A 25,381-nucleotide genomic window follows, 5' to 3' on the forward strand; every position below is an offset into this window, starting at 1 on the left:
ATCCCGCACCCGCTGGATGGAGTTCCGTTCCGGATGTCCGAGATTGCCGACGCCCCGCTGGTTCTGATTGTCGAGGATGAGCCGGCAACACGCGCTTTGCTGGCCGGTTATTTCCATGAGGCCGGCTTCCTGGTGGCAGAGGCGGAGAACGGCAAGCAGACCCGTGAGGTCATGCTGCGTCAACCGCCTGATCTAGTGCTGCTGGATATCGAACTGCCGGACGAGGATGGGTTCAGCCTGGCCCGGTCCATCCGCGAAATTTCCAATGTTGGGATCATCATTGTCACCCAACGGGCCAATGATGGCGACCGCGTCTTCGGGCTAGAGACCGGCGGCGATGATTATGTGACCAAGCCGCCCAACCCGCGTGAATTGCTGGCCCGTGCTCGCAACCTGCTGCGCCGAACCCATCCCAGCAAGATGTACAAGGCGGAAGGGGCGGTGCGCTATTTTGCCGGCTGGACCATGGATTTGGCCCGCCGCCGCCTCGTCGATCCGGCTGGGGTCGAGGTACGGGTGACGCGCGGTGAGTTTGAGCTGTTGGGTTTGCTGGTTCGGTCTGGTGGGCGGGTGGTGACCCGCGATCAGTTGATCGACGCGGTCAGCGGCACCGACCGCAACCCGAATGACCGTACCATTGATGTGCTGGTCAGCCGCCTACGCCGCAAGATGCAGGACAGCGGTTCGCTGGACGTCATCGTAACGGAAAAGGGGCTTGGCTACCGGCTGGCGGCAGAGATTACCGATCAGCCGTGAGTGGCGGGGCGGGTGTTACCCACCCCCCAGCACAACCCTCGGGCTGACATTGATGCGGCGCAAAGGGGTGCCGCCGGGTGCTTCCACTTCAGCCAGGACCACCTCATACCCCCAAAGGTCCGCCAGATGCTGGATGACCGAGCGGGCTTCCTCCTCGTCCAGCAGAATCTGGTTCATCACGTGATGTTCGAGCATCAGTTTGCGGTCACCGACCAGATCGACATCGACGATCTGGATATCGGCCTCTGCCCAGGCGATGTCGTATTGCCGCGCAAGGGCTTGACGCACGGCGCGGTAGCCGCGTTCGTCGTGGATGGCTGCCACCTTCATTTCGGGGTCCCGCGCATCATCGGCGACATGGAACAGCCGGAATTTGCGGATCAGGGCCGGTGACAGGTACTGCAGGATGAAGCTTTCATCCCGGAAATTGGCCCAGGCATCGCGCAATGCGCCCATCGGGTCGCCCTTGCCCGCGAGATCGGGGAACCAGTACCGGTCTTCCTGGGTCGGGTGGGTCACCATACGCTCGATATCCTGCATCATGGCGAAACCCAGGGCGTAAGGGTTAATGCCGCCATAGCGCCGATCATCGAAGTCCGGCTGGAACACCACATTGGTGTGGCTGTGCATCGCCTCCATCCAAGCCCCGTCGGTCAGGGCACCGCGTTCATGCAGGGTCGACAGAATGCGGTAATGGCAATAGGTGGCGCAGCCCTCATTCATCACTTTGGTCTGACGCTGCGGATAGAAATACTGTGCCACGTGCCGCACGATGCGCAGCACTTCCCGCTGCCAGCCCTGCAAGCGGGGTGCCTTCTTTTCCAGGAAATAGAGGATGTTCTCCTCCGGCAATTCCAGCAGGGTCCGCCGCCGGTCCCGGTTGGACAGCGGGCTGGGGCCACCGGCCTTGGTGGGAACGGTGCGCCACAGGTCATTGAAGGTCGCTTCGGCATGTTCCAGCCGTTCGCGCGCACGGCGTTCCTCGTTCCGCAGGTCGGGTCCGCGGCGGCGGGGATAGCGGTGGACGCCGTGGTTCATCAAGGCATGGGCGGCATCCAATACCCGTTCGACCATGGCATGGCCATACCGTTCCTCGCACTGGCTGATATAGGATTTGGCGAAGGACAGATAGTCCAGGATGCCGTCGGCATCGGTCCATTGTTGGAACAGGTAGTTGTTCTTGAAGAAATGGTTATGGCCGAAGGCGGCATGTGCGATCACCAGCGTCTGCATCGTCATGGTATTTTCTTCCATGATGTAGCTGATGCAGGGATTGGAATTGATCACGATCTCATAGGCAAGACCCCGCTGGCCCTTGCGGTACATCGCCTCGTCCCGAGCGAAATGCTTGCCGAAGGACCAGTGCTTGTAGAAAAGCGGCATGCCGATGCTGGAATAGGCATCCAGCATCTGTTCGGACGTGATCACCTCGATCTGGTTGGTGTAGCAATCCAGGCCCATCTCCCCCAACGCCACCTTTTCGATGGCATCATAGACACGGCGGACCTTGTCATAGTCCCAGTCGGCACCCGTGTAGAGCGGGGCGGTCTCAAAGGCGGTCAGGGTCATGCACTCACCTCCGCCGGTTGCCCGGCCTTGTCCTTGGCGAACAGTTCGCGGAAGACGGGGTAGATTTCCTTGCGTTCGGTCACGCGCCGCATGGCCAGCAGGCCGCCGGCATTGATCTGCTTATAGGTACGCCACAAGTCGGTTTCGCGTGGCCCCCCGCCATAGGGCAGGCCTGGGCTCATCCCCTCCTGCCCCACCTCCAGATAGGCGTAATATTGGCAGTCGGGCAGGATGAAATCGGTCATCAACTGCGCTGTCTTGGTGTTGTCTGACAGCGCATTATCGCCATCGCTGGCCTGGGCCGCATAGATGTTCCATTCCGCCGGCGGGTAGCGTTCCTTGATCACCCGCGCCATCTCCTCCAGTGCCGTCGATACCACGGTGCCGCCGGTTTCGGCGCTGTAAAAGAAGGTTTCCTCATCCACCTCCGCAGCCTTGTGCGTGTGGCGGATGAAGACCACGTCCACATGCTTGTACCGCCGCGACAAGAACAGATAGAGCAGCATGTAAAAGCGCTTGGCCAGATCCTTCATATGTTCTGTCATGCTGCCCGATACATCCATCAGGCAAAACATCACAGCCTGGGCCGACGGCCTTGGCGTGGCCGTAAACCGGTTGTAGCGGACATCGACCGGGTCGATATAGGGGATGCGCTGGGTTCGTTTCAGCGCCTCTGCCAATGCTAGTCGTGCCTGTTCCAGACGGTCGCGGTCGCGGCCCGTCCGTTCCAGATCGTCGATTTCCTGGCGCAGGGCCTTGATCTCATCCCCTGTGGGGCGGTGAAGCGCCATGCGGCGAGCCAGCGAATTCCGCATGGTGCGCACCAGATTGAGGTTGGCCGGTGATCCCGCCACCGAATAGCCCGCACGGTGCCAGTCCATGGCATCGGTAACCGCCAGCTTGCGCTTGGCCAGGTCGGGCAGTTCCAGATCCTCAAGGAACAGGTCGATGAATTCCTCGCGGCTCAACACAAAACGGAATTCATCCTGGCCGTCGCCATCGTCCGCTCCCTGATTGCCCCCACCCCCGCCGCCACCCTGTGGTGGGCGTTTGATCTTGTCGCCCGACATAAACTCCTTGTTTCCGGGAACGACATAGTTGCGGTGCCCGCCGGTGGAGGATCGGCGCAGGGTCGGCTCGCGGATGCCATCTGGCGCGATGGTGATATCGCCGCCCATGTCGATGTCGCGGATACCGCGCTTGGCCGAGGCGTCGCGCACGGCCCGCATCACCTGTTCCTTGGCACGCCGCAGGAAACGTTGGCGGTTGGCCAGACTTTTGCCCGACGGATTGAGACGTCGGTCGACAATGGTGAACAAGGTTGCACCGTCCTTTCGATGAGGGCCGAACCTTTCGCCCTTCCCCCGTAACAGTGGGGGAAGGGCGTTTCCTCACCCCGCCTGTTTCACCCGCATGTACCATTCGACCAAACGCCGGACCTGTCGTTCGGTGTAGCCGCGGGCCATCATGCGATTGACGAACTCACTGTGTTTTTTCTCTGTCTCGCTGTCCTTCTTGGAACCGAAGCTGATGACGGGCAGCAACTCCTCCACCTGACTGAACATCCGCTTCTCGATCACATCGCGCAGCTTTTCATAGCTGGTCCAGGACGGGTTGCGGCCACTGTTACCGGCCCGCATCCGCAGGGCAAACTTCACCACCTCATTGCGGAAATCCTTGGGATTGGCGATGCCGGCCGGCTTTTCGATCTTGGTCAATTCCTGGTTCAACAGGTCGCGATTTAGCAACTGACCCGTGTCGGGGTCCTTGAAATCCTGATCCTCGATCCAGGCATCGGCATAGTCGACATAGCGGTCGAACAGGTTCTGACCATAATCGTGATAGCTTTCCAGGTACGCCTTCTGAATCTCGTTGCCAATGAACTCGGCATAACGGGGTGCCAATTCGCCCTTGATGAACTCCATGTACTTCTTCTCCACCTCGTCGGGGAATTGTTCCCGCTTGATGGATTGTTCCAGGATGTACATCAAATGGACGGGATCTGCCCCGACCTCGGTATTGTCATAGTTGAAGGTGCTGGCCAGGACCTTGAAGGCGAAGCGGGTGGAGATGCCATTCATCCCTTCATCCACCCCAGCCGCATCCTTATATTCCTGCATGGTCTTAGCCTTCGGGTCCGTCTCCTTCAGGCTTTCCCCGTCATAGACCCGCATCTTGCTGAACAGGTTGGAATTGCCATGGTCGCGCAGGCGGGACAGGACCGTGAAGCGTGCCAGCATTTCCAGTGTCGCAGGCGCACAAGGCGCACCCGCCAGTTCGGAGGTCTTGATGAGCTTTTCATAGATGCGCTGTTCTTCCACCACGCGCAGGCAATAGGGCACCTTCACCACACAGATACGGTCGATGAAGGCCTCGTTATTTTTATTGTTCTTGAAGCTTTGCCACTCCGCTTCGTTGCTGTGGGCCATAATCACGCCCTGGAAGGGCAAGGCGCCGATATTTTCCGTGCCGATATAGTTGCCCTCCTGCGTGGCGGTCAGCAGCGGGTGAAGCATCTTGATCGGGGCTTTGAACATCTCCACGAATTCCAACATGCCCTGGTTCGCGCGGTTCAGGCCGCCGGAATAGGAATAGGCGTCGGGATCGTTCTGGCTATAGAGCTCCAGTTTGCGGATATCGACTTTGCCGACCAGGGATGAGATGTCCTGATTATTTTCATCCCCCGGTTCCGTCTTCGAAATGCCGATCTGGCGCAGGCGCGACGGCCGTAGCTTCACCACCTTGAAACGACGGATATCGCCGTCGAACTCATCCAGCCGTTTCAGGGCCCAGGGGCTCATCAGGCCGGTCAGGCGGCGGCGGGGAATGCCAAACTTTTCCTCAATCGCCGCACCCATGGTCACGGGATCGAACAGGCCCAGCGGGCTCTCAAAAACGGGACTGATCTGGTCGCCGGCCTTCAGGGCATAGATCGGCTTGTCTTCCATCAGCGCTTTCAGACGTTCAGCCAGCGATGATTTGCCACCGCCGACGGGACCCAGCAGGTAAAGCACCTGCTTACGTTCCTCCAGCCCTTGGGCCGCATGACGGAAGAACCCGACGATCCGCTCAATCGTTTCTTCCATACCAAAGAACTCGGCAAAGGCCGGGTAGACCTTGATGGTCCGGTTCATGAAGATACGGGCAAGGCGCGCATCCTTGGCGGTATCAATCACCTCCGGCTCGCCAATGGCCGCCAGTAGCCGTTCGGCCGCACTGGCATACATCAGCGGATCAGCGCGGCAGCCTTCTAGATATTCCATCAGCGACATTTCGATGTCGCGACGGCTTTCATAGGTGCTGGCATAGCTGGCAAACAGGTCTGTGACCAGACTGCTCATCGGCACTCTCCTTCCTGGCGACCGGTCAGTGGGCGAAAAGGCGGGCATGGACCAACCATGCGTGACCTTGTCCGACCGGTTGGGAACAGCGGAATACGGTGGCGGTCGATCTGAAGCCGGGCCTCCCGGCCCTGCGCCCGTCGCGGCGGCGTTTTGGCCTGCCGGCGGGTCGTTCTTGTCGTCATCAGCAGAGAGACGCAATGGCACGAACCAGCCAGCCACACGGGCAAGGCCGATCGGAGCGATCGGTTGTTTCCGTCAGCGCTGGTTTTCCCGTCACCCATTACCGCCTCTCCCAATTCCGGGCATCAATCGGCAATCAAGCTGCTGGTACCAAACGAATGATCAATCGTAACGAAACCGAACTGACGCAAAGCATCATCTTCCCCGATTGGGGCAGGCCAATGGCATAGGGACGTATGCCGAAGCACCTGCCCGTCCGGGCGACCGAGTGGCGTTCGGCGCCAGCCCGTTGGGGGGAACCGCCCCCGAATTAACCCCCGCTCATCCACGCATGGGGCCATTTCCACAGCATGACCTGAAAGCGGGCCGTCGGTCAAAGCATACGGGTGTACCATCTGCTGAATAGTTAACGACCCAAGCAAATCCGACATTGCCTTACAGCATATGGCGCGGGCGTTGCGGGCGGGAAAGCCCCTCAGCACGCGACAAAACAGGCGACATGCAAAAAACCTTTGCCGACGCGACGGATCTTTCCGGCATCGAATCGGCTGCGCCGCATACGCTGGACGCCCGGCCGGATCGCGCCATATTGCATCTGTGGTACGCGCCCAGGCTGCGTGCGCAAGAACAACATCGTAACCGGGTTGTTTCACCGCTAGCCCTTAGGGTGTGATCCCAGCTAGACTGTGACGGTTCGGCATCAATCGGAACGGGTCATGCGGATCATTCTTCGCGTCTTTGCGATCATCGGCTTCCTGTCGGTGCTTCTCGTCGCCGGGGCCATCGGTCTTGGTTACCATCTCGCCAGTCGGCAGCCGAAGTTGCCGGACACCATTGTCCTTGAACTGGATCTGGAAAAGCCATTGGCGGAAGCGCCGGCCACCGATCCAGTGGCGGGCTTGCTGGGCAACCAGCGGGACACTGTGGAGCAGGTGGTGCGCACACTTAACCGGGCGGCCAAGGACCCGCGGGTGAAGGGCATCATCGCCCGCACCGGCAATGGCGTTCATTCCTTTGCGGTTACGCAGGAGTTGCGTGACAGCATCGCCAAACTGCGCAAGGAGGGGCGATTCGCCATCATCCATGCCGAAAGTTTTGGTGAACTGGGCAATGGCATGCAGCCCTATTATCTGGCGACGGCGTTTGAGCAGATCTGGATGCAGCCGATGGGCGATCTCGCCATTACCGGCATGCAGGCGGAGTTGGCATTTCTGCGCGGCACGCTGGACAAGCTGAATGTCGAACCGCAGTTCCGCCAGCGTGAGGAGTATAAGTCCTTTGCCGAGCAATACACGGAAACTGGCCCGACACCTGCCAACCGTGAAGCGGTCGACAGCCTGGTCGGCGATCTGTTTAACCAATGGGTCAGCGATGTCGCACTGGCCCGCGGCCTGAACGAAACGGCGGTGCGTGCGGCGGTGGACAAGGCGCCGCTGCTGGACGCCGACGCCGTAGGGGCCAAGCTGGTCGACAAGTTGGCCTATTGGGATGAAGCGGTGGACTGGGCCCTGGAAAAGGCCAAAGCCGGTGGGCCGGAAGTGGCCAAGCCAGAGCTGGTCAGCCTGCACGATTACAGCCGTAGTCCGCCGGAGATGGACCTGTCGATCACCGAGGCGCCGCTGGTTGCCATGATTGTCGGCGATGGCGCCATCCTGCGCGGTGACAGTCAGGCGGACCCGCTGTCCGGTGCGGAAACATTCGGTGCCGCCACCATTGCCGCCGCCTTTGACGAAGCCATCGAGAATGAGCAGGTCAAAGCCATCCTGTTCCGTGTGAACAGCCCCGGCGGCAGTGCGGTCGCATCGGAAGTGGTGCGCCGAAAAGTGTTGAAGGCCAAGGCGGCTGGTAAGCCGGTCATCGTGTCGATGGGGTCTGTGGCTGCCTCTGGCGGCTACTGGGTGTCGATGGGGGCCGACCGTATCGTAGCGGCACCGGGCACGATTACCGGTTCCATCGGCGTCTTGGCCGGCAAGATGGTGTTGCGTGGCCTGACCGACTGGGCTGGCGTCAATATCGAGCCGATCAGCCGTGGCGCCAACGCGGGCATGTGGTCATCCAACACACCGTTCACACCGGCCCAGGAAGAGCGGTTGAATGCTTTCCTGGATTCGACCTACGCCTCCTTCACCCAGGGTGTTGCTGATGGTCGCAATCTTCCCCTGGACAAGGTGAAGCAGATCGCCAAGGGCCGTGTCTATACCGGTCGCCAAGCGAAGGAACTGGGGCTGGTGGATGCGCTGGGTGGCTATGCCACCGCGTTGGCCGAGGTGCGCAAGGTGCTGAAGTTAGCAGAGGATGCGCCGTTACGCGCCATCACCCTGCCGCAAAAGCGTTCGCAGTTTGAGTTCCTTCTGGACATGCTTTCCGGGGATGCGCGCGTGTCCCTGGGTGATGCAATGGCCGCGCAGGTGACCGACCGTACCCTGGCGCCATATCGCCCCACGATTGCGGCCCTGGCCCCCTATCTCCGCACCGATCAGGACATGGTGGCCGTGATGCCCGCCATGGTGCGGCACGGGTTCTGAGCTGTGACCCTGTTGCGGTGATCAGGATCTGATGGTCTTGATCACCGCTCGTCATGGGCGGCGTCATCATCCATCGGTTTGGCTGGACCACATCATCCGGATGGCCGAAGGGCGGCGCCCACCGACGCCCCAGTTCGCGACAAGATGTCCCTGTCGCAGTTTGGCGTGAGACCAAGGTTGCCTGCGGCTCCGTTTGTCCACAGGCACCTTGGGTTACGCCATGACCACGCGGTTGCGGCCTTCCAATTTGGCCGTGTACAGGGCGCGGTCGGCACGGTTCAGGACCTGATCAAGGCTTTCGCCCGCGGCCAGCATGGCGACCCCGACGCTGACGGTGAGGAACCGGTGTTCCATCGGTTCGGCGTCATGTTTTTCGACCTCCACCCGCAGCCTTTCGGCCACAGCCAACGCCCCGGCTATATCGGTATCGGTTAACAATACCGCGAATTCTTCGCCGCCGATTCGGGCCATGACATCCTGTTCCCGCAGCGCCTGCCGGCTGGCCTTGCAGAAGACCACCAGGCTGGCATCGCCGGCGGCGTGGCCGAACTGGTCATTGATCGACTTGAAATGGTCGATATCCAGCATCATGAGGCATAGGGGCGTGCCGGTCATCCGAGCCCGTGACACCTCCTTCTGCGCGGTTTCGAGAAAGGACCGGCGGTTGGGCAGACCGGTAAGACCATCCTGACTGGCCAGGACCCTGAAATGGGCTTCCAGCCGCGACCGTTCAGCCACCTCCATGCGCAGACGCCGGTTCAAGGCCCGAAACCGCGCTGTGACAAGACCGATGGCCGCTGTCAGCAGGCCCAGGACCCCCAGGGCTGTGTATAGCCATGTCATGTCCGGCTTCTGATCAAAATCATACAGAAAGCCTGACAGGTCGGTGTCGCGAGGCACCAGGCCGGCGGCAGCAAAACCCTCTGCGATGTGCCGCCAGCGCCCGTCATGCATATAGCCGACCTCAACCATATCGGCCATCATCAACCGGGCCATTTCCTCCGCTTCGAAGGTCAGGCGTGACCGCTCCAATCCGGGCGCATAGGAGCGGCGGATCAGGTCGATGGCGGCGGCGGGATCGGCCAGCGCCTCACGCCAGCCGCGCAAACTGGCCTTCCGGAACGCCTGCACGACGGCGGGGGCCTCGCGGATCATCCGGTCCGACGTGAAGATCGTATCGCCATAGAAGTCGATACCCGCGGCCCGCGGGGAGAAGACTTGGTAGGGAATGCCTGCGGCGCGCAGATCGTAAGGCTCGCTGGTTGTGTAGGCGGTGATGGCGTCCACCTCTCCCTTGATCAGCGCATCCACCGAACCGCTATGCGGGACAATTGTCAGCATCCCGACAGGCACCCGCTCGGCCGCCAGGTAGGCCAGCAGTTCCTCCGCATGGGTTTCCAGCATCAGACGGTGGCCCGGAAGGGCATGGACATGAGGCGGACCGGTATCCGTGCGCGTCAGCAGGACAAACGGGGAGTGCTGCATCAGAGCAGCCAGGGCCACTATCGGTCGCCCCTTCACCCGTTCCACCAGCAGACCAGCCGAGCCAACGCCAAAGTCGGCTTCACCACGGGCCACGCGTTCGACGGCATCGATGGTGGGGCCACCTTCGATAATGCTGACATCCAGCCCGGCTTCACGGTAATAGCCGCGCTCCAGCGCCAGATAGAAACCGGCCCCCTGGAATTGATGTGTCCATTTCAATTGCAGACGAACCGGCGTCAGCAAACCGTCACCAGCGGCTTGTGCCCAAGCAGGAGGTAGCCCGGCAAGCAAAGCCACCAGCAGGGTCGACAAAGCCAGGATCAGAAATTGCAGACGTTGAGGCATCGCCGACCGTGACGGAGTGAAGCTTGTCAGGCTACACCAGGATGTCTGGATCGGCGGCCGTCAAAACCAGTTCAGAAGGTTATTTCGGCTGATCGTCCATCAGCCCAGCCGGCTCCGGCAGATCACTGTCAGACCGGCCCATGACATCGGTTCCCCAATCCGCAATCAGCAGTCCGCGGCGTTCCTCCAGTTCCTTGATCCTGGACTGGCTACGCAGGCTCATTACCGCTGCAACGATCTGTGGGATGAAGAAATACATCAGCCAGCCGATGGCCGCTGCGCCGAACATCACCAGCCAGGTGGCCGGATCGGCCAGCATGCGCAGTGTGACGGCCATTTCATGACCCTGCTGCCATAGCCGCACGACATAGGGGGCGACACCGCAGAGATTCATCGCGCCGACGGTCAGCGCCGCAGATTTTTCTGGGTCGCGGTCAATCAGATAAGCCACGAATGTGGGGGCCAACCCCGCCAGAAGCAGAACAGTGGTCGGCATCATCATCAGTCCGGCCGGTGCCAGCAGCACCAGAAGCAGCAGCGCTCCGCCACCGCTGGGCCGTTTCGGCCGTCGGGTCAACGACCTGGTCATGGCATCCTCAACATATAGATCACGGTACCGACCATGGTGACGCCGGCCAGGATGGCGGTGACGACGGCCGCAACCTGGCGGCCCGTCCCCTCCGCCATCCCATTTTTGTCATCAGCCGCCGCGCGGAGCTTCTCAATCTGTCGGGTCAGGCTTTCATATTGCCGCATCGCTGCCAGGAAGCCTTTGTCGTCGGCGCGGATAGCATCGACATTGTCGACGATCCGCACCAGGGCATCCAAGACCCCGTCGCGCGCCACCTGTGCCACCTCTGCCTTCATCCGGTCCCGTGTCTCCCGGTTCTTGAACCGTTTGAAGACTGGGTCCATCAGGGCCACCAGCCAGTTGCAAAGGTTAGGCAGCCGGGCCGGTCCAAAGCGATTCTGCACATCGGCCAGTACCGTGATCAGCGCAATCATGCGACGGGCTGGGTCATGCGGATTGGACAGCGGCACCAGCAACCGGTCGTTCAGTTTCTTGTGGTGGGTGGTGATGTAGCCCAACACATGCCGATCCACAGGGTCGCGGCCGCGATTAGGCTTGGTCGCAATCTGGTCCAGCGCGGTCAGCAATTCCGCCGGCGACAGCACATAATAATCCCGAAGCTGTGGCGACAGGCAAGGACAGGCGGGACAGAGTTCGTAGACGATGCGTTCGATGCCAAATCCCATACCGACATGTTCCAGCAGCGCCCGATACCCGTCATAGGCCTGAACCATCGGCACATATTCCGGCCGGAAATCGGTCTGGCAATTCACCCAGAAATGCGGAAACTGGGCGAGGACGAATTCGGCGTAAGGCTGGATATTGGTATTCTGCCAGATGGCTTCGGCCAGGGCCGGCCCCAGGCCGTCAGGCAGGATGGAGAGGCCGCGATAACGGATGGGGGCGGGCGGGTCCAGGGCGATGGACACACGGGTGACCAGCTTGTCTTCCTGGCTCGCCCCCCGCCCCCCGACGCCCGCCGACGCAATGGCGGTCTGCATCGCTTCGGCCCGCGCCTCATCCCCGACAGAACGGCGCACCCATTTTTCAACATCGCCGCGCTCAATCAGGGCAGCGGCAGCCGCGCTGGCCCGTGTCAGGGACCGGGACAGCGCCCGGCAATGCATCAACTCTTCACCCTGGAATTCGAATGGGCGCGCGCCGCGCCGGGGAACCTGCGGCTGTTTGGGCGACATGCGCCGGCCTTGCAGCCACAGGTCCAGGTCAGAGACCGACCAGCGCTGTTTAGGATCGTCGATCATCAGCCCGCGCAGCGGTTCCACAAGACTTTGCGGCAGGCGGATCTGACTGGTCAGGGCAGGGTAAGTGCCCTTGTCCATCTTCAGCTTCAGGATGCTTTCATCATCCAGGTCGGCCAGGGGATTGCGGCCCAGATGCAGCATCAGCAAAGAGACGCCCAGCGCATAAAGGTCATCGCCGATGGTACCCGGCCCCCGTCCGGCCGGCTGGGCCATGCCGCGTTCGATGGTTTCGACCAGCAGGGGCTGACCGTAACCCACCGGGGTGGATAGGCAATCACCGATGCAGATCACAGGGGATGCCGGGTCTTTATGAAACAGGTTGGTCGGCCGCACGGCGCCGCAGGTCATGCCCCGCGCATTCATTTCCCGCAGCGCGAACAGCAGGGTTGGAATCACCGATCGGATGATCTGATCGTCGGGCAGCGGATCACGTGTTTCGGTCATGTCCTGCATAACGCGCCGACCTCCCGGCCGCTCATAGATCAGGACAAATCGTTTTTTTCCCTCCGGCGACCAATCGACCGTGCCCCAGTCCAGCAGACGCAGAAGCGCCGGATTCTCGACACCGCGGTAGGTTGCCATCATATCGATCCGGGCGGGAACCGAACGGTCAGTAACGATGGCGAACGCTTCGGTCTTGCGATCCCGGGATAAGCGAGCGGCATAGGCGGCTCCCCCCGCCGCATCCAATGCCGGCATGGGTGTTCCAGGCATGATCTCGCAGCGCCCGCCAAGGTCGACCGGCATTGCGGGCGTTATCGCCTCCAGGCTACGCCGTGAGGGTACGGGGGCCGGCTTTTCGTCGGGATCGGCGCTGCTGGCCATGAGAGGGGGTGGGCTCACTCTGGTCGGAATGGCGGGGTCTGGCTCCGCCCGATCATCGCAAACCATGTGCCATTGCACAATGCCGCCCAAAGGGGCTGTCTGCTCCCAGCCTTTTTGCAGAGGGACCTAGAGCCCAGCGTCTCCTGTCACGTGCCCGATGGGTCATACCTATCGGGGCCGTTATCAGTGCCCGTGCCGCAGTTCCAAAATCTGATCGGGGTCCAGTGGTCGGTAGTAAAAGTAACCCTGGCCATAATCACATCCAGCATCGGCCAGAGCCACCAACTGGTTCAGATGCTCGATCCCTTCCACGACAGTCTCCATGCCCAGTCGGCGCGCCAGGTCGACGATAAAATGAACGATGGCCAACTGCCGCTCATTTTCCACCACATTATCGACGAAGCTTTTGTCGATCTTCAATGTTGTCGCCGGACAATCCACCAGCAGCGAAAGGGCGGAATGTTCGCGTCCGAAATCGTCTACGGCAATGCCAAACCCTGCCTTGGCGATCTGGCGGACCTGGCCCATCACCGTGTCATTGCTTAACAGCCCTTCCGTAATCTCGACCTCCAATCGTTCATGGCGCAGGTCCAAACGCCTGCATTCACGGATCAGGGTCTCCAGCACGCAAGGCCCGTCATTTTCTGCCCCCAGTTGCTGGGGGGACACATTAATGGACATGCTGATGTCCTGGCCGTGGCGTTGCCAGGCGCTTTTCTGATTAAGGGCTGTTCGCGTCAGCCATTCTCCAATGGGAAAAATGGCCCGTGTGCGTTCCGCCAGCGGTATGAACTCTGCCGGGGAGACCCGACCCAATTCGGGATGCTGCCAGCGCAACAGGGCTTCCACCCCAATCACCTTGCCCGCACGGATGTCTATTTTAGGCTGATAGACAAGTGAAAGGCCGCTGCCATCACGGGCAAACCAAAGCCCATCCTCAATAGCACGCTGCCGGGCCAACCGGCGGCGCATGTCGTCGGCGTACCATCCCACCTGCCGTTGTGTGCGCTGGGCATCCTGCTTGGCGGACCGCGCTGCCATGATCAACATATCCATGTTGTCAGCCGGGTCGGTTACAGAGGCGACGCCGCATGACAATGAAAGGTGGCAGATCGCCATCTCTATCCGTAGCGGTGTTTCCAGGGCACGGACCGTCTCCTCGATCCCGATCTGCCCGTCCGTCAACATCGCGGCAAATCGTTCACTGTCAAACCGGGCCAGCAGCGCCTCCTTGCCAAAGACCGCCCGCATCCGGTCGCGCATCGTGGACAGCAGGATGAGCGAAGCATCATACCCAAGACGGGAGATCAGCCCGTCGTAGTCATTCAGTTCCAGATAAATGACAATGGCGCCACGTCCCTGAAGCGGCATTTGCCGCAACAAGCGGTTGCCCTCCGTCACAAAGCCATGCTTGTTGTAAAGGCCGGTCAGCGGATCGTGCAGGAGTTGTGGCGCGTTGTAAGCGCAGGTGCAGTCCTCAGGCTGTTTTACGGTTGGAAGCAAACGTTCCATGAGCTGCACCGGCTAAAGTTCATAAAATAGCTTAGTTCGACTCTATTCTTAATCCATGTTTCCAAAGGTTCAGGTTTCCTGTTTTCTTGTTTGGCCACTGCGATCATTCAGATTTCAGGTGATAAATATGGGATCAGGCATCTGCCTTCAGGCCAAGGATGCGATCACCACACATGGGGCGATAGTAGAAATAGCCCTGAGCAACGTCACAGCCACAACCAGCAACGGCCACCAGTTGTCGAATGTCTTCAATGCCTTCCACGACTGTCCGCATGCCCAACCCATGGGCCAGTTCTGTGATGAATCGGATAATGGCAACCTGTCGGTCATTGCGCACGACGTTGTCCACAAACCCTTTGTCGATCTTCAAGGTGCGTGCTGGGCTTTCGGCCAGCAACGACAAGGCGGCGTGGTCACGGCCGAAATCATCAATGACAATGTGGAACCCAGCATCAGCCAGGGTCCGAACCTCGTCCATTGCCGCCCGGTCTGGCAACAGGCTCTCTGTAATTTCCAGTTCTACCATGGACCGGTCCAGGTCAAGACGATCACATTCATCCGTCAGGATGTCCATGACCGGGGTGCCGCCGGCCCCTGCTGCCAGTTGCGCGGGTGAGACATTGATACCCACCGACAGATCCAAACCCTTGCGGCGCCACTCGGCCTGCTGGTTCAGGGTTTCGCGGATGATCCACTCACCCAGCGGGATGATGGTGCGTGTCCGCTCGGCTACCGGCACGAACTCTGCGGGCGAGACCGTTCCCAGTTCCGGGTGGTGCCAGCGCATCAGTGCCTCCACGCCGGTCACCTGTCCGGAGAGGATGTCCACCTTGGGTTGGTAAACAAGCGCCATTCCGGCACCGCCCCGGCTTTCCCACAGGCCGTCCTCAATCGCCCGACTTCGGGCCAACCGTCGGCGTTGGTCGCTGGAGAACACGGAGACCAGATGGCCGGCGGTCAGCGCCTCGCGGCGGGCAATACGAGCAGCGATCAACAGCATATGCATATTGTCCGCCGCCTCGGGATAGGGAGCGACACCGCAGGTGATGGACAGGTGGTAGGCGCCATTGCCAATGATCACCGGCGCGTCCTGTATCCGTTGCAGCGCCTCAAACTCGTGCGTTGCATCAGGCAGCAACACAGCAAACCGCTCACAGTCAAAACGCGCCAAGAGGGCATCATGCCCGAACGCCATTTCCAGTCGCCGCCGTATGGCGTGTAAAAGGTCCATCGCCTCCGAACAGGTCATTCTGGAAACAAGGCCTTCGTAATTGTTCAACTCTATGAACACTACCTGTGGATGGTGTCCGGCGGCGGCAAGTCCTGGCAGGCGGCGGTTGCCTTCACGGATGAACCCGTCATTGTCCAAGAGACCGTTAAGCGGGTCACCACGCGTCAAACGTCCATCCAGGTGAGCGGCCGCCGGAGCGCCCGGCCCTGGGCCAGTTTGATGTGCCAATGCCTGCTGATCCACCTGACATTACCTCAAATCGCCCAATCAAAAGCTGCACAAGGTGCCAAATCGCCTAGCGTATGTATGCCAGCGTGATTATGCCCATTTGCAATCATTTGCATCTATTGTAGGCGAACGGGGTACACTTGTCAGATGTCCAGAGGGATAGGGGTATGTTTCAAATAAGGAACAAATGATCGGTGTTGCGATATACGATTTCCTGACGGTTTCCAAGTCCAGATGCCGTCTGGATACACGGAGATCCGCAACGATATCTTATTTTGTCTGGGTTTTGCGCTCCGCCCGGATCGGAATCTTGTTTCCGATTAAGGCCGCGATTATTCCGCAGCAAGTCCGGCAGTCCGCGCCAGTGCATAATCCCGCAGCACATGGACCAGCGCAATCAGATCGTTCCGAAGCACCTGGAAGCCGGCATGGATCTCAAGTGTCTCTTCGTTCATGTAGAGACGGCGGTCGATTTCCAATTGCAGGGAATGCCGGCCGCGGGCCGGATTGGAATAGCGTCGTACCAGTTCGACGCCCTTGTAGGGATCGTTCAGGCGGACGGTGTAGCCCATGGACCGCAGCGTATCAACGACCAGCCGCGTGAAGCCGCGCTCGGCTGTAGACCCGTCACGGTCGCCGATGACAAAGTCCGGTGACTGTCGTTCCGGACCGATCACAAAGGAAGGCATGGAGTGACAGTTGATATGATAGACGGCGCCAAACTGGCTAAAGATTCCATCCATGGTTTCCGACAGGAGGTCATGGTAGGGGCGCCAATAATTCTCAATCCGTTCCTGCACCACCGCGACCGGCAGTCGACCATCATACATGGGTATGCCTGGCCGGCAGAGATGCCGGACCAGTCCCATGCCTGCCAGACTTTTGGACGAGGGGTTGACAGGCGCCGGCCACTCCCCCTCCAGCATCACCGGGTCGATATCATCGGGTGCCCGATTCACATCGATGTAAGAGCGTGGAAAGAGAGCGCAGAGAAGGGTCGCCCCCAGGTCCGGGACCATGGCGAACAGTTCATCGACATGTGTATCCTCCGCCTGCCGCAATAAGGGGAAAGGGCAGGTGAAGTCGAAGTCGGCAGGGTAACGGGTGCCGCTGTGCGGGCTGTCGAACAGCAAAGGGACCGGGGGCCCGACCGGATCGTGCCGGACGACCACATCGTCGATCACCAAACTCATTCAACCTGTCCCCGGCTCCGGAAAGTCGCGATGAAGATGCTGCGGGAATGAAACCGCTCTTTCATCGTAGTGACTTGGAACCTATACCTTGGCTATGGGGCCGGCGTCGATAGTGCAGAAGACATGTCTGCCTTTGTTGGTCCCGTCTGACCAGTCCAGCCATTCATATTCCCGCCGGCGGGAGAGGGGCATGGTGCGTATCGAAGCCTTAACCGATCGTGATCTCCGGCCCCCCGATCTGTCCGCCTGGGCGGCGGGAAACTGTGGTACACCGTTCGTCCACCGGTTCGACAGCGCCCGACCGGGACCGCATGTCGTGATCAATGCCCTGATGCATGGCAACGAGTTTTCCGGTGCTATCGCTGCGGCCACGCTGCTGTCGGCTGGTATCCGCCCGACCTGTGGACGGCTGACCTTTTGCTTTGCCAATGTGGCAGCATTCGCGCAGTTCGACCCCCTGTTCCCCATCATGTCCCGCTATGTGGAAGAGGATATGAACCGGGTCTGGGCGCCCGGGTCGCTGGCCGATGGGCCGGACAGCCACGAACGGCGGCGGGCCCGCGAGCTCTGGCCGCTATTCGCCTCGGCTGATCTGGTGCTGGACCTGCATTCGATGCAGCATGACCGTGTTCCACTCATGCTGTGCGGCCGGTCATCCCGTGCACGCGCCGTTGCGCGCCATGTCGGCCTGCCGGGGATTGTTGTTGCCGACGCGGGACATGTGGGGGGGAGCCGCCTGATTGATCATCCCCGCTTTACGGAGGGCGAGGCAGGGCCGGTGGCGCTGCTGGCTGAATGTGGGCAGCATTGGGACCCGGCCAGCGCCGACACTGCCCTGGCGGTCACGGCGCGGTTCCTTCTTGTCTCCGGGATTGTCGCTGCGGCTGCGCTTGACCCATGGCTGCCATCCGCTGAACCGCCGCAGCCCCGGCTTGTCGAGGTGACGGAAACCATTACGGTGGTGACTGAGCGTTTTCGGTTCCTGAAGGAATATCAGGGCATGGATGTCATTCCGGCTGCCGGCACAGCCTATGCCCTGGATGGGGAGGTGCCGCTGCACACCCCCTATGATGATTGTGTGATGATCATGCCTGCACGCCGCAAAGCTGACCGCGGGCAGACAGCGGTCCGATTAGGGCGTTTCGCGGGATGACCTCACCCGTTACCGATCCCGTTCCGAACCTTCACCATCGCCGTACCGACTGGTCGGGCTTTATCACCGCCATGGTGCTGGGGACGGCCGGCGGATTTGTCTGCTTCAAACTGCATGTGCCCCTGGCCTTCATGATCGGGGCGATGCTGGCCACGACCATTGCCGCCTTGGCGGGTGTGCGAACCATGGTGCCGCCCAGCCTGCGGGACGGTCTTGTGATTGTTCTGGGCATCATGCTGGGCAGTTCGTTCACCCCGGCACTGCTGGGTCATCTGGCCGAATGGTCGGTCAGCCTTGGGTTCATGGCCGTTTATATCGTGATCGGGGCGGCGGCTGGCACCTTCTATCTGCGCCGATTTGCCCGCTATGACCCGGCCACTGCCTATTTCACGGCCATGCCCGGCGGGTTCACCGAGATGGTGATGATGGGGGGTGCGCTGGGCGGTGATGATCGCTCCATCGCTCTGGGCCACAGTCTGCGGATCATGCTGGTGGTCATGAGTGTGCCGTTCGCCTTCCAGGCGTTGCCGGGATATGATGCCGCAGGCCGGGACTGGAGCCTGCATGGGCTGGGCCCCTATCCCTGGGAACTGACTATCGCTGACTATGCCATGATCATGGTCTGTTTCGTCGGGGCCCCGGGGGCACAGAAACTTCGGATACCGGCCGGTGTCCTGGTGGGCCCCATGCTGTTGTCAGCCGTGCTGCACCTGACGGGGCTGACAGCGGCAAAGCCGCCGGGCCTGCTAGTCGCGGCTGCGCAGGTGGTGATCGGTGCATCCATCGGCGGCCGGTTTCAGCACGTACCGTTGATGCTCATCGCGCGCACCGCCGGGGTGGCGGCGGGGTTGACGATGGTCCTGCTGCTGGTGACGCTAGGCCTGTCGCTGTTGGTACATTTTCTGACGGGTCTGAGCCTGGCGGCCCTGATCCTGGCCTATGCGCCCGGTGGGTTGGCGGAGATGAGCCTTGTGGCGCTGGCGCTGCACGTCGATGCGGCTTTTGTCGCCACACATCATATCGTGCGCATTGTGCTGATCATCCTTTTGGCACCTGCCGCCTATCACCTCTGGCGGCGCTGGGGGGTGCGGGATGCCCCGCCTGCGACCTGAACAGGTGCCGACCCAGCCGTCACTGATGGCGAACGGTGGGTCGGCGCCACCCTTACATGAACTGCGCCTGTCGCAGCAGTCCGTAGAACTGGCGCAGGGCGTTGGCCTGTTCTTGCGGCGTGTTCAGACCTTCGACGAACTTACCATCGAAGTTGGGCTGACGCAGATGCCCCACAATCTGGTCGCGGACCATTTTGCGGGCCTTGGGGCTGGACAGCACATCGTTGGCGGCGAACTGCATCAGCCGGGTGGCGCGGATACGCAAGGACGCGGAAGGATCGTCCAGACGTTCGATCACCTTGGCCTGGGCGATGTAGCTGGCCACGATCTCGTCCACCCGGTCGGCCAGCATGATGCGTACATCGTCAGGTAAAGCCGATCTGCTGACGCTTGTATAGAGGGAGGCCATCGCCTGCATCTTCGGCTTCAAAGGGACCTGCAAGCCCACCAACTGGTTCACATCACGGTCTGTAGACAGCAGCGGGCGCAAGCGCGCCACCACGGTCTCCATTTCCCGTTGACCCACATCGCCGCCCGCCAGTTCCGCCAGGAACAGGGCGCGATCACGCAGGTTGGGCAGCAGTCCCATCACCCCCTCGATCGAGAGACGCCGGCCTTCGCCCCCGCCCTGTTCGATAAACCGCAGGTAACCCAGCGCCAGGGCATCGGCTACCCGCGCCCCCCCGAACAGCCCCGCAGGGGTGATCAGTCGCGCAGCAATGGTGGTAAAGCTGGTGCGGTTGCGATCCGGGTCGCGGGCCAAAGGCGTGGTGCCCCGCAGAGAGCGCAGGAAACCTTCCAATACCACCTGCCAGGTCTGTGGTGCATGACCCGACCCCAACCAGTTGCTCAGCACCTTGGCGATGGGGGGAGCCATTTCCCGCTCAGTCGGCTCAAACTTGCCTTCCAGCAAGTCCAGCATCCGTAGCAGGGCAGTCGCCAGATCCGGCTGCCGGCCGAGAAGGTCCTGAAGCACAGACGGAAAGCTGCTGGCATCTGCGACCAGTGTATCAATGATGTTAATATGGGCCGTCCGGTTCTGGGCGGCATCACCAGCCGATTCCAACAGCCATTCTACTTTGCCCAACAGGTTGCGGATCTGTACCAGATCGCGGCAAAGGATAACTTTCGACAGGTAATCGGCTTCCGCATCATCACCGTTGCACAGGGCATCGACCTTTTCCAGCGCCCCGCGGAATCCATCCTGTTTTACACTGAAGCCGACGCGCTTTTGTGCTTCCTCTGCCTTGGTGCGGAGGTCGGTGAGGCTGGAATAGATCAGGTCGCGACGTTCGCGCACGTCTTGCCCGGTAACTTTGCCCTGGATGCTGGCCACGCGCCCCACGGCGGTGGGGATCAAATTCTCAAAATTGATGGCGCGCTTCATCTCGGCCGCGTTGTACAGCAGTTCCGAGGCGGTTAGCGCCTTATCCTCCAGATATTGCCGTAACAGTTTGGAGATGGTCTGGCGGCTATCCGCTTCGAGATAGGCACGCGTATCGGTGCAGACAGGACTGTCCTCGACAGGCTGGACCGAGATGGTCTTGCCTTTCTTCTCCCGCATTTCAGAGAAGATGATGGTTTCTGTTGCCGGTTTCCCAGGGACACCGGCGAAGTCGCGCACGATGCGCACACCGTCGCGGTTCGGCAGTAACTTGGTGGCCAGTGCCCTGGCCTCTTCTTCCGTGGCCAGACTGTCTTCGATGACCCAATGGTCCGATTTGAACGTCTGGACCTCAAAATTCAGGCGCCGACCAATGGCTCCGCCACTGCCGCCCCCGAGCAGGTTGGACACCCACATAACCTTGCCCCCATTTTGGAGTATGCATTGTCCCTTTGGGATAGGGATACATACCACCGAACGGCTCGCTAATTAAACCTTGTATTAACCCATTTGTGGGTTTTTGACAAAGAAAAGCGGGAAAAGGGCGTGGCCGAGGCCAGGGTTTACCTGGGCTTTCCCTTTTCCCAGACCGGATTGGCCGCGAACAGAGGCACCGTGGAAATCGACATTTTCGCCGATGCGTCCTTCACCTGCCGGCTATAAACCACATAGATCAGGGTGTCGTTGGCCTTGTCATAGATACGGCGTACTGCAATCGACTTGAACACAAGGCTCTTGCGTTCGGAGAAGACTTCTTCCCCGCGCCGGGACAGATCAATATCGCCGATGACCACGGGGCCGGTTTGACGGCAGGCGAGCGACGCGTTGGAGGGGTCCTCAAACCAGTTTCCTTTCGACAACCGGTCCCAGACCGACCGGTCGAAATCCACGATGTGGCATGTGATGCCCTTGACCGCAGGGTCGGGAAAAGCCGTGATATCCAGCTCGTTGCCGGTCCAGTCATTGCTGAACTCCCCCACCACTTCCTGGGCCGCCGATGGAAGCACCAGGGCCAGAGAGAGAAGAAGGGCGGTCAGGGGGCGGCGCATGATGGTGCTCCAGGTTCTGGCAACAGGTGGGCCGCAGGCTATGCTGACCGGGTCCTGGGGGCAAGCAGAGGCTGGAAACGGCCCCTTGAGAAAATCGGTTAATGGTTGTGTGTGCTCACTTGCGCTCGCCTTTTACCCTTCCCACATGCCATACCGGGCTTATGGTTAAAGGGGGGGCTGACGAATGGAATTGTTGATCTTTGCCGGTGTTGTTGCCTTGTTCGGTGCCATTCTGGCCTTTGCCGGTATCAAAACGGTACCGCAGGGCATGGAATACACGATTGAACGGTTTGGCCGTTATACCCACACGCTACGCCCCGGGCTGCATTTCATCGTGCCTTTCATCGACAGCATCGGCGCCAAGATGAACATGATGGAGATTGTCCTGGACGTGCCCAGCCAGGAGGTCATCACCAAGGACAATGCCATGGTGAAGGTCGATGGCGTGGTGTTTTATCAGGTGCTCGACGCAGCTAAGGCGGCGTACGAAGTCAGCCAGTTGCAGGTTGCCATCCTGAACCTGACCATGACCAATATCCGGACCGTCATGGGCTCCATGGACCTGGATGAGTTGCTGTCGCAGCGCGACCGCATCAATGCCCAGCTTCTGCATGTGGTGGATGAGGCGACACAGCCCTGGGGCATCAAGGTCACCCGCATTGAAATCCGCGATATCCAACCGCCACGTGATCTTGTCGACAGCATGGCCCGGCAGATGAAGGCGGAACGTGATCGCCGTGCCCTGATTTTGGAAGCAGAAGGCGCGCGGCAGTCGGCCATCCTGAAGGCGGAAGGTCAGAAGCAGGCGGCAATCCTGGAGGCGGAGGGCCGGCGCGAGGCCGCCTTCCGTGACGCTGAGGCACGAGAGCGCGAAGCAGAGGCCGAGGCTGCGGCCACCCGCATGGTGTCTGATGCTATCGCCGGCGGTAACGTCCAGGCCATCAATTACTTTGTGGCCCAACAATATCTGACCACTTTCAAGGAATTTGCGCACAGCCCGAACCAGAAGGTCTTCTTCATGCCGATGGAGGCGACCGGCATCATCAGTTCCCTTGGGGGCCTGGCAGAACTGGCCAAGGACGCGTTCAAGGGCGATGGCAGCGGCGGCCTGCCCCCGCCCCCTACGCCAGCGCCGCCGCGGAAGCCGGCCTCATCGGGTCTGCCGAGCGCCGGTGCTAGCACTGCTGAACAGTTGGCCGTCACTCAGCCGTCGCCCTGGGGCGACAATACCGGAGCCTGACCGCAGGCAGGGGAGGGTTACATGGAAGGTTTTCGTGTTCTCTACTGGCACTGGTGGGGGCTAGCCCTGATTTTGGCCGCACTGGAAATGTTTTTGCCCGGCGCAGCCTTCCTATGGATCGGCGGGGCGGCCGCCATTGTCGGGCTGCTGGCCCTGTTGGTCGATGTCGGCTTCGCGATTCAGTTGTTCCTGTTTGGCGCGCTGGCGGTGCTGGCCTGGTTTCTATCGCGGCTGGTGGCCCGGCGTGACCCGACGGATGTTCACGCCGCCACCCTGAACCGGCGTGGTGAGCAATATCTGGGTCACGTGCTGATCCTGGATGCTGCCATTGAAAATGGCTTTGGCCGGGCGCGGGTCGGCGACACGGTGTGGCGTGTCGCGGCCGCTGCCGATCTGCCGCAAGGCGCGCGTGTGCGTGTCACCGGGGTGGATGGTGCTCTGCTGCTGGTGGAGGCCGCCTGAGGGGTTCAGGGCGCGAATTGTTCCTTCAGAATGCGCTCCTCCAGGGCCATCTCCGGGTCGAACAGCAAGGTACAGGTCACTTTGCGATCTTCGCTGATCTCTACTCGCGCCACATCACGCACTTCGGTAAAGTCGGCCACGGCGCTGACCGGGCGTTTGGCGGGTTCCAACACATCGAACTGAATGCGGGCCGTATGGGGCAACAGGGCCCCGCGCCAGCGCCGAGGACGGAAAGCGCTGATCGGGGTCAAGGCCAGGATATCGGCGCCCAGCGGCAGGATGGGGCCGTGGGCGGACAGGTTGTACGCCGTACTGCCGGCAGGGGTGGAAACCAACGCCCCGTCACAGGTCAGTTCCGGCATCCGTTCCTTGCCATCCACAGTGATCCGCAGTTTTGCGGCTTGCCGGGTTTCGCGCAGCAGCGAGACCTCGTTGAAGGCCAGACCCTCAATCTCTGCCCCGTCGCGCGTTGTCGCCTTCATGCGCAGCGGATGCAAAACAACGCGTTGTGCCCGCATCAGGCGGCGGGTCAGCCCATCCTCGCTATATTCATTCAGCAAGAACCCGACGGAGCCGCGATTCATCCCATATACGGGCACACCACGGAACAGACAGCGGTGCAATGTTTCCAGCAGGAAGCCATCGCCGCCCAGGGCCACCACAATGCCGGCTTCCTCCGGCGGGACCCCGGCATAACGGATGGCAAGCCTGTCCCTGGCAGCGCGCGCGTCCGGCGTATCGGCGGCAACGAAGGCGAGCGGCACGGGGGTCTGTGACAAAGCGATGTTCCCGGTATCACGGCGGAGAGTGACAGTACCCCAGGCTGGGGCGGTTTCTCAACCGCCGGTGACGCTCATATGACGCCCGACCGCTGGCCCTCGGTCACGGCCGATGATGAAATCATGGCCCTTGGGCTTGCGGGTGATCGCGTCGCGGATGGCTTGGTGCAGCAGATCATCGTCGGCGCTGGCGCGCAGCGGTGCCCGCAGATCGGCGGCATCCTCCTGCCCCAGGCACATATAAAGGGTCCCGGTGCAGGTGACGCGGACCCGGTTGCACGCCTCGCAGAAATTATGGGTCATGGGTGTGATGAAACCCAGGCGGCGGCCTGTTTCCCGCACCGTGACATAGCGGGCGGGCCCGCCCGTGCGATGCGTGCTGTCCAGCAGGGTCCAGCGCTTTTCAAGGTCAGCGCGCACATCGCGCAGCGACAGGAACTGCTCTTCACGCACGGCCCCGCCGCCATTACCGTCCATATCGCCCAGCGGCATCACCTCGATCAAAGTCAGGTCAAAGCCCTTTTCCCCGCACCAGGCCAGCATCTGGTCCAGTTCCTGATCATTGACGCCCTTCAATGCGACCGCATTGATCTTTACTGCCAAGCCGGCCGTCCGGGCCGCCTCCAGCCCGTCCAGCACCTGGGCCAGCCGGCCCCAGCGGGTGATCTGTGCGAACCGGTCGGCGTCCAGCGTGTCGACCGACACATTGATCCGGCGCACTCCGGCGGCGCGCAGATCATCGGCATATTTGGCCAGTTGGCTGCCATTGGTGGTCAATGTCAGTTCATCCAGGGCGCCTGACGCAACGTGCCGTCCCAGGGACCGGATCAGTTCCATGATGTTACGGCGGACCAGGGGCTCTCCCCCCGTCAGGCGCAGTTTGCGCGTGCCTAGCGCCACAAAGGCAGAACAGAGCCTGTCCAACTCCTCCAGCGACAGGATGTCGGCCTTAGGCAGGAAGGCCATATCTTCCGACATGCAATAGACACAGCGAAAGTCGCATCGGTCGGTCACCGACACCCGCACATAGGTGATGGCGCGGCCGAACGGATCGACCAGAGGGGCGGGGGCGGGGGAAATCTGGCTCATCGTGCCTTGGATATAGCGCCAATGGCGTCCGGCTCCAAGGATGACCCGCACGAAAGATACTGCTTTCGGCCTTGTCTTGGGCTGATC

19 protein-coding genes are annotated in these 25,381 nt (G+C 61.0%); 6 read left to right on the forward strand and 13 right to left on the reverse strand.

Annotated features, from left to right (window positions below; translation table 11 throughout):
- Positions 1–33: 33 nt before the first annotated feature.
- A complete protein-coding gene (locus tag CHU95_RS17055; protein ID WP_094457538.1) occupies positions 34–756 on the forward strand; it encodes a response regulator transcription factor in 723 nt (240 codons plus the stop codon).
- A gap of 15 nt (positions 757–771) precedes the next feature.
- On the opposite strand, the gene CHU95_RS17060 is transcribed toward CHU95_RS17055, so the two are convergent.
- The 3 genes from CHU95_RS17060 to CHU95_RS17070 form a co-directional block, all read right to left on the reverse strand.
- Complete coding sequence (locus tag CHU95_RS17060; protein ID WP_094457539.1) at positions 772–2,325, reverse strand: SpoVR family protein; 1,554 nt, start codon at positions 2,323–2,325, stop codon at positions 772–774.
- Positions 2,322–3,644, reverse strand: coding sequence for a YeaH/YhbH family protein (locus CHU95_RS17065; protein ID WP_094457540.1), 1,323 nt, complete (start codon positions 3,642–3,644; stop codon positions 2,322–2,324). Before CHU95_RS17065 ends, CHU95_RS17060 begins: the two co-directional genes overlap by 4 nt.
- 72 nt (positions 3,645–3,716) lie before the next feature.
- The gene (locus CHU95_RS17070) at positions 3,717–5,666 is read right to left on the reverse strand and encodes a PrkA family serine protein kinase (RefSeq protein ID WP_094457541.1); all 1,950 of its coding nucleotides are present in this window, start codon (positions 5,664–5,666) and stop codon (positions 3,717–3,719) included.
- Positions 5,667–6,565: 899 nt separating this feature from the next.
- Between CHU95_RS17070 and sppA the strand changes: the two genes are divergently transcribed.
- Complete coding sequence (gene sppA / locus CHU95_RS17075; protein ID WP_094457542.1) at positions 6,566–8,374, forward strand: signal peptide peptidase SppA; 1,809 nt, start codon at positions 6,566–6,568, stop codon at positions 8,372–8,374.
- Positions 8,375–8,587: 213 nt separating this feature from the next.
- On the opposite strand, the gene CHU95_RS17080 is transcribed toward sppA, so the two are convergent.
- The 6 genes from CHU95_RS17080 to CHU95_RS17105 form a co-directional block, all read right to left on the reverse strand.
- A complete protein-coding gene (locus CHU95_RS17080; RefSeq protein ID WP_094457543.1) occupies positions 8,588–10,204 on the reverse strand; it encodes a GGDEF domain-containing protein in 1,617 nt (538 codons plus the stop codon).
- Positions 10,205–10,283: 79 nt separating this feature from the next.
- A complete protein-coding gene (locus CHU95_RS17085) occupies positions 10,284–10,793 on the reverse strand; it encodes a hypothetical protein (protein WP_094457544.1) in 510 nt (169 codons plus the stop codon).
- Positions 10,790–12,862: a protein kinase family protein gene (locus tag CHU95_RS17090; RefSeq protein ID WP_245838356.1), complete on the reverse strand. Its 2,073-nt coding sequence runs from the start codon at positions 12,860–12,862 to the stop codon at positions 10,790–10,792. The genes CHU95_RS17085 and CHU95_RS17090 overlap by 4 nt, the downstream gene beginning before the upstream one ends.
- A 183-nt stretch (positions 12,863–13,045) precedes the next feature.
- Entirely contained in the window at positions 13,046–14,374 is a 1,329-nt protein-coding gene (locus CHU95_RS17095; RefSeq protein ID WP_094457546.1) for a putative bifunctional diguanylate cyclase/phosphodiesterase, read from the reverse strand.
- A gap of 133 nt (positions 14,375–14,507) precedes the next feature.
- Positions 14,508–15,773 carry a GGDEF domain-containing phosphodiesterase gene (locus CHU95_RS17100; protein ID WP_165772240.1) on the reverse strand — a complete coding sequence of 422 codons (1,266 nt, stop codon included), beginning with the start codon at positions 15,771–15,773 and terminating at the stop codon, positions 14,508–14,510.
- Positions 15,774–16,165: 392 nt separating this feature from the next.
- Complete coding sequence (locus CHU95_RS17105) at positions 16,166–17,026, reverse strand: N-formylglutamate amidohydrolase (protein ID WP_094457548.1); 861 nt, start codon at positions 17,024–17,026, stop codon at positions 16,166–16,168.
- Positions 17,027–17,216: 190 nt separating this feature from the next.
- Between CHU95_RS17105 and CHU95_RS17110 the strand changes: the two genes are divergently transcribed.
- Together CHU95_RS17110 and CHU95_RS17115 are read left to right on the forward strand one after the other, a co-directional pair.
- Positions 17,217–18,179: a M14 family metallopeptidase gene (locus tag CHU95_RS17110; protein ID WP_245838357.1), complete on the forward strand. Its 963-nt coding sequence runs from the start codon at positions 17,217–17,219 to the stop codon at positions 18,177–18,179.
- The gene (locus tag CHU95_RS17115; protein ID WP_094457550.1) at positions 18,176–19,291 is read left to right on the forward strand and encodes an AbrB family transcriptional regulator; all 1,116 of its coding nucleotides are present in this window, start codon (positions 18,176–18,178) and stop codon (positions 19,289–19,291) included. The genes CHU95_RS17110 and CHU95_RS17115 overlap by 4 nt, the downstream gene beginning before the upstream one ends.
- Positions 19,292–19,343: 52 nt before the next feature.
- Here CHU95_RS17115 and CHU95_RS17120 read toward each other — a convergent pair whose 3' ends face one another.
- Positions 19,344–21,086, reverse strand: coding sequence for a hypothetical protein (locus CHU95_RS17120; protein ID WP_245838358.1), 1,743 nt, complete (start codon positions 21,084–21,086; stop codon positions 19,344–19,346).
- A gap of 152 nt (positions 21,087–21,238) precedes the next feature.
- A complete protein-coding gene (locus CHU95_RS17125; protein ID WP_094457552.1) occupies positions 21,239–21,724 on the reverse strand; it encodes a CreA family protein in 486 nt (161 codons plus the stop codon).
- Positions 21,725–21,908: 184 nt separating this feature from the next.
- Here CHU95_RS17125 and CHU95_RS17130 point away from each other — a divergent pair, with 184 nt between their 5' ends.
- Positions 21,909–22,964, forward strand: coding sequence for an SPFH domain-containing protein (locus CHU95_RS17130; RefSeq protein ID WP_094457553.1), 1,056 nt, complete (start codon positions 21,909–21,911; stop codon positions 22,962–22,964).
- 21 nt (positions 22,965–22,985) lie between these two features.
- On the forward strand, positions 22,986–23,426 hold the full coding sequence (locus CHU95_RS17135; protein ID WP_094457554.1) for an NfeD family protein: 441 nt from the start codon (positions 22,986–22,988) through the stop codon (positions 23,424–23,426).
- Positions 23,427–23,431: 5 nt separating this feature from the next.
- On the opposite strand, the gene CHU95_RS17140 is transcribed toward CHU95_RS17135, so the two are convergent.
- Together CHU95_RS17140 and moaA are read right to left on the reverse strand one after the other, a co-directional pair.
- Entirely contained in the window at positions 23,432–24,205 is a 774-nt protein-coding gene (locus CHU95_RS17140; RefSeq protein ID WP_207762528.1) for an NAD kinase, read from the reverse strand.
- 57 nt (positions 24,206–24,262) lie between these two features.
- Complete coding sequence (gene moaA / locus CHU95_RS17145) at positions 24,263–25,294, reverse strand: GTP 3',8-cyclase MoaA (protein WP_094457555.1); 1,032 nt, start codon at positions 25,292–25,294, stop codon at positions 24,263–24,265.
- Positions 25,295–25,381: the final 87 nt, after the last annotated feature.

Origin of the sequence: Niveispirillum lacus, assembly GCF_002251795.1 — a bacterium.
GTDB lineage: Bacteria > Pseudomonadota > Alphaproteobacteria > Azospirillales > Azospirillaceae > Niveispirillum > Niveispirillum lacus.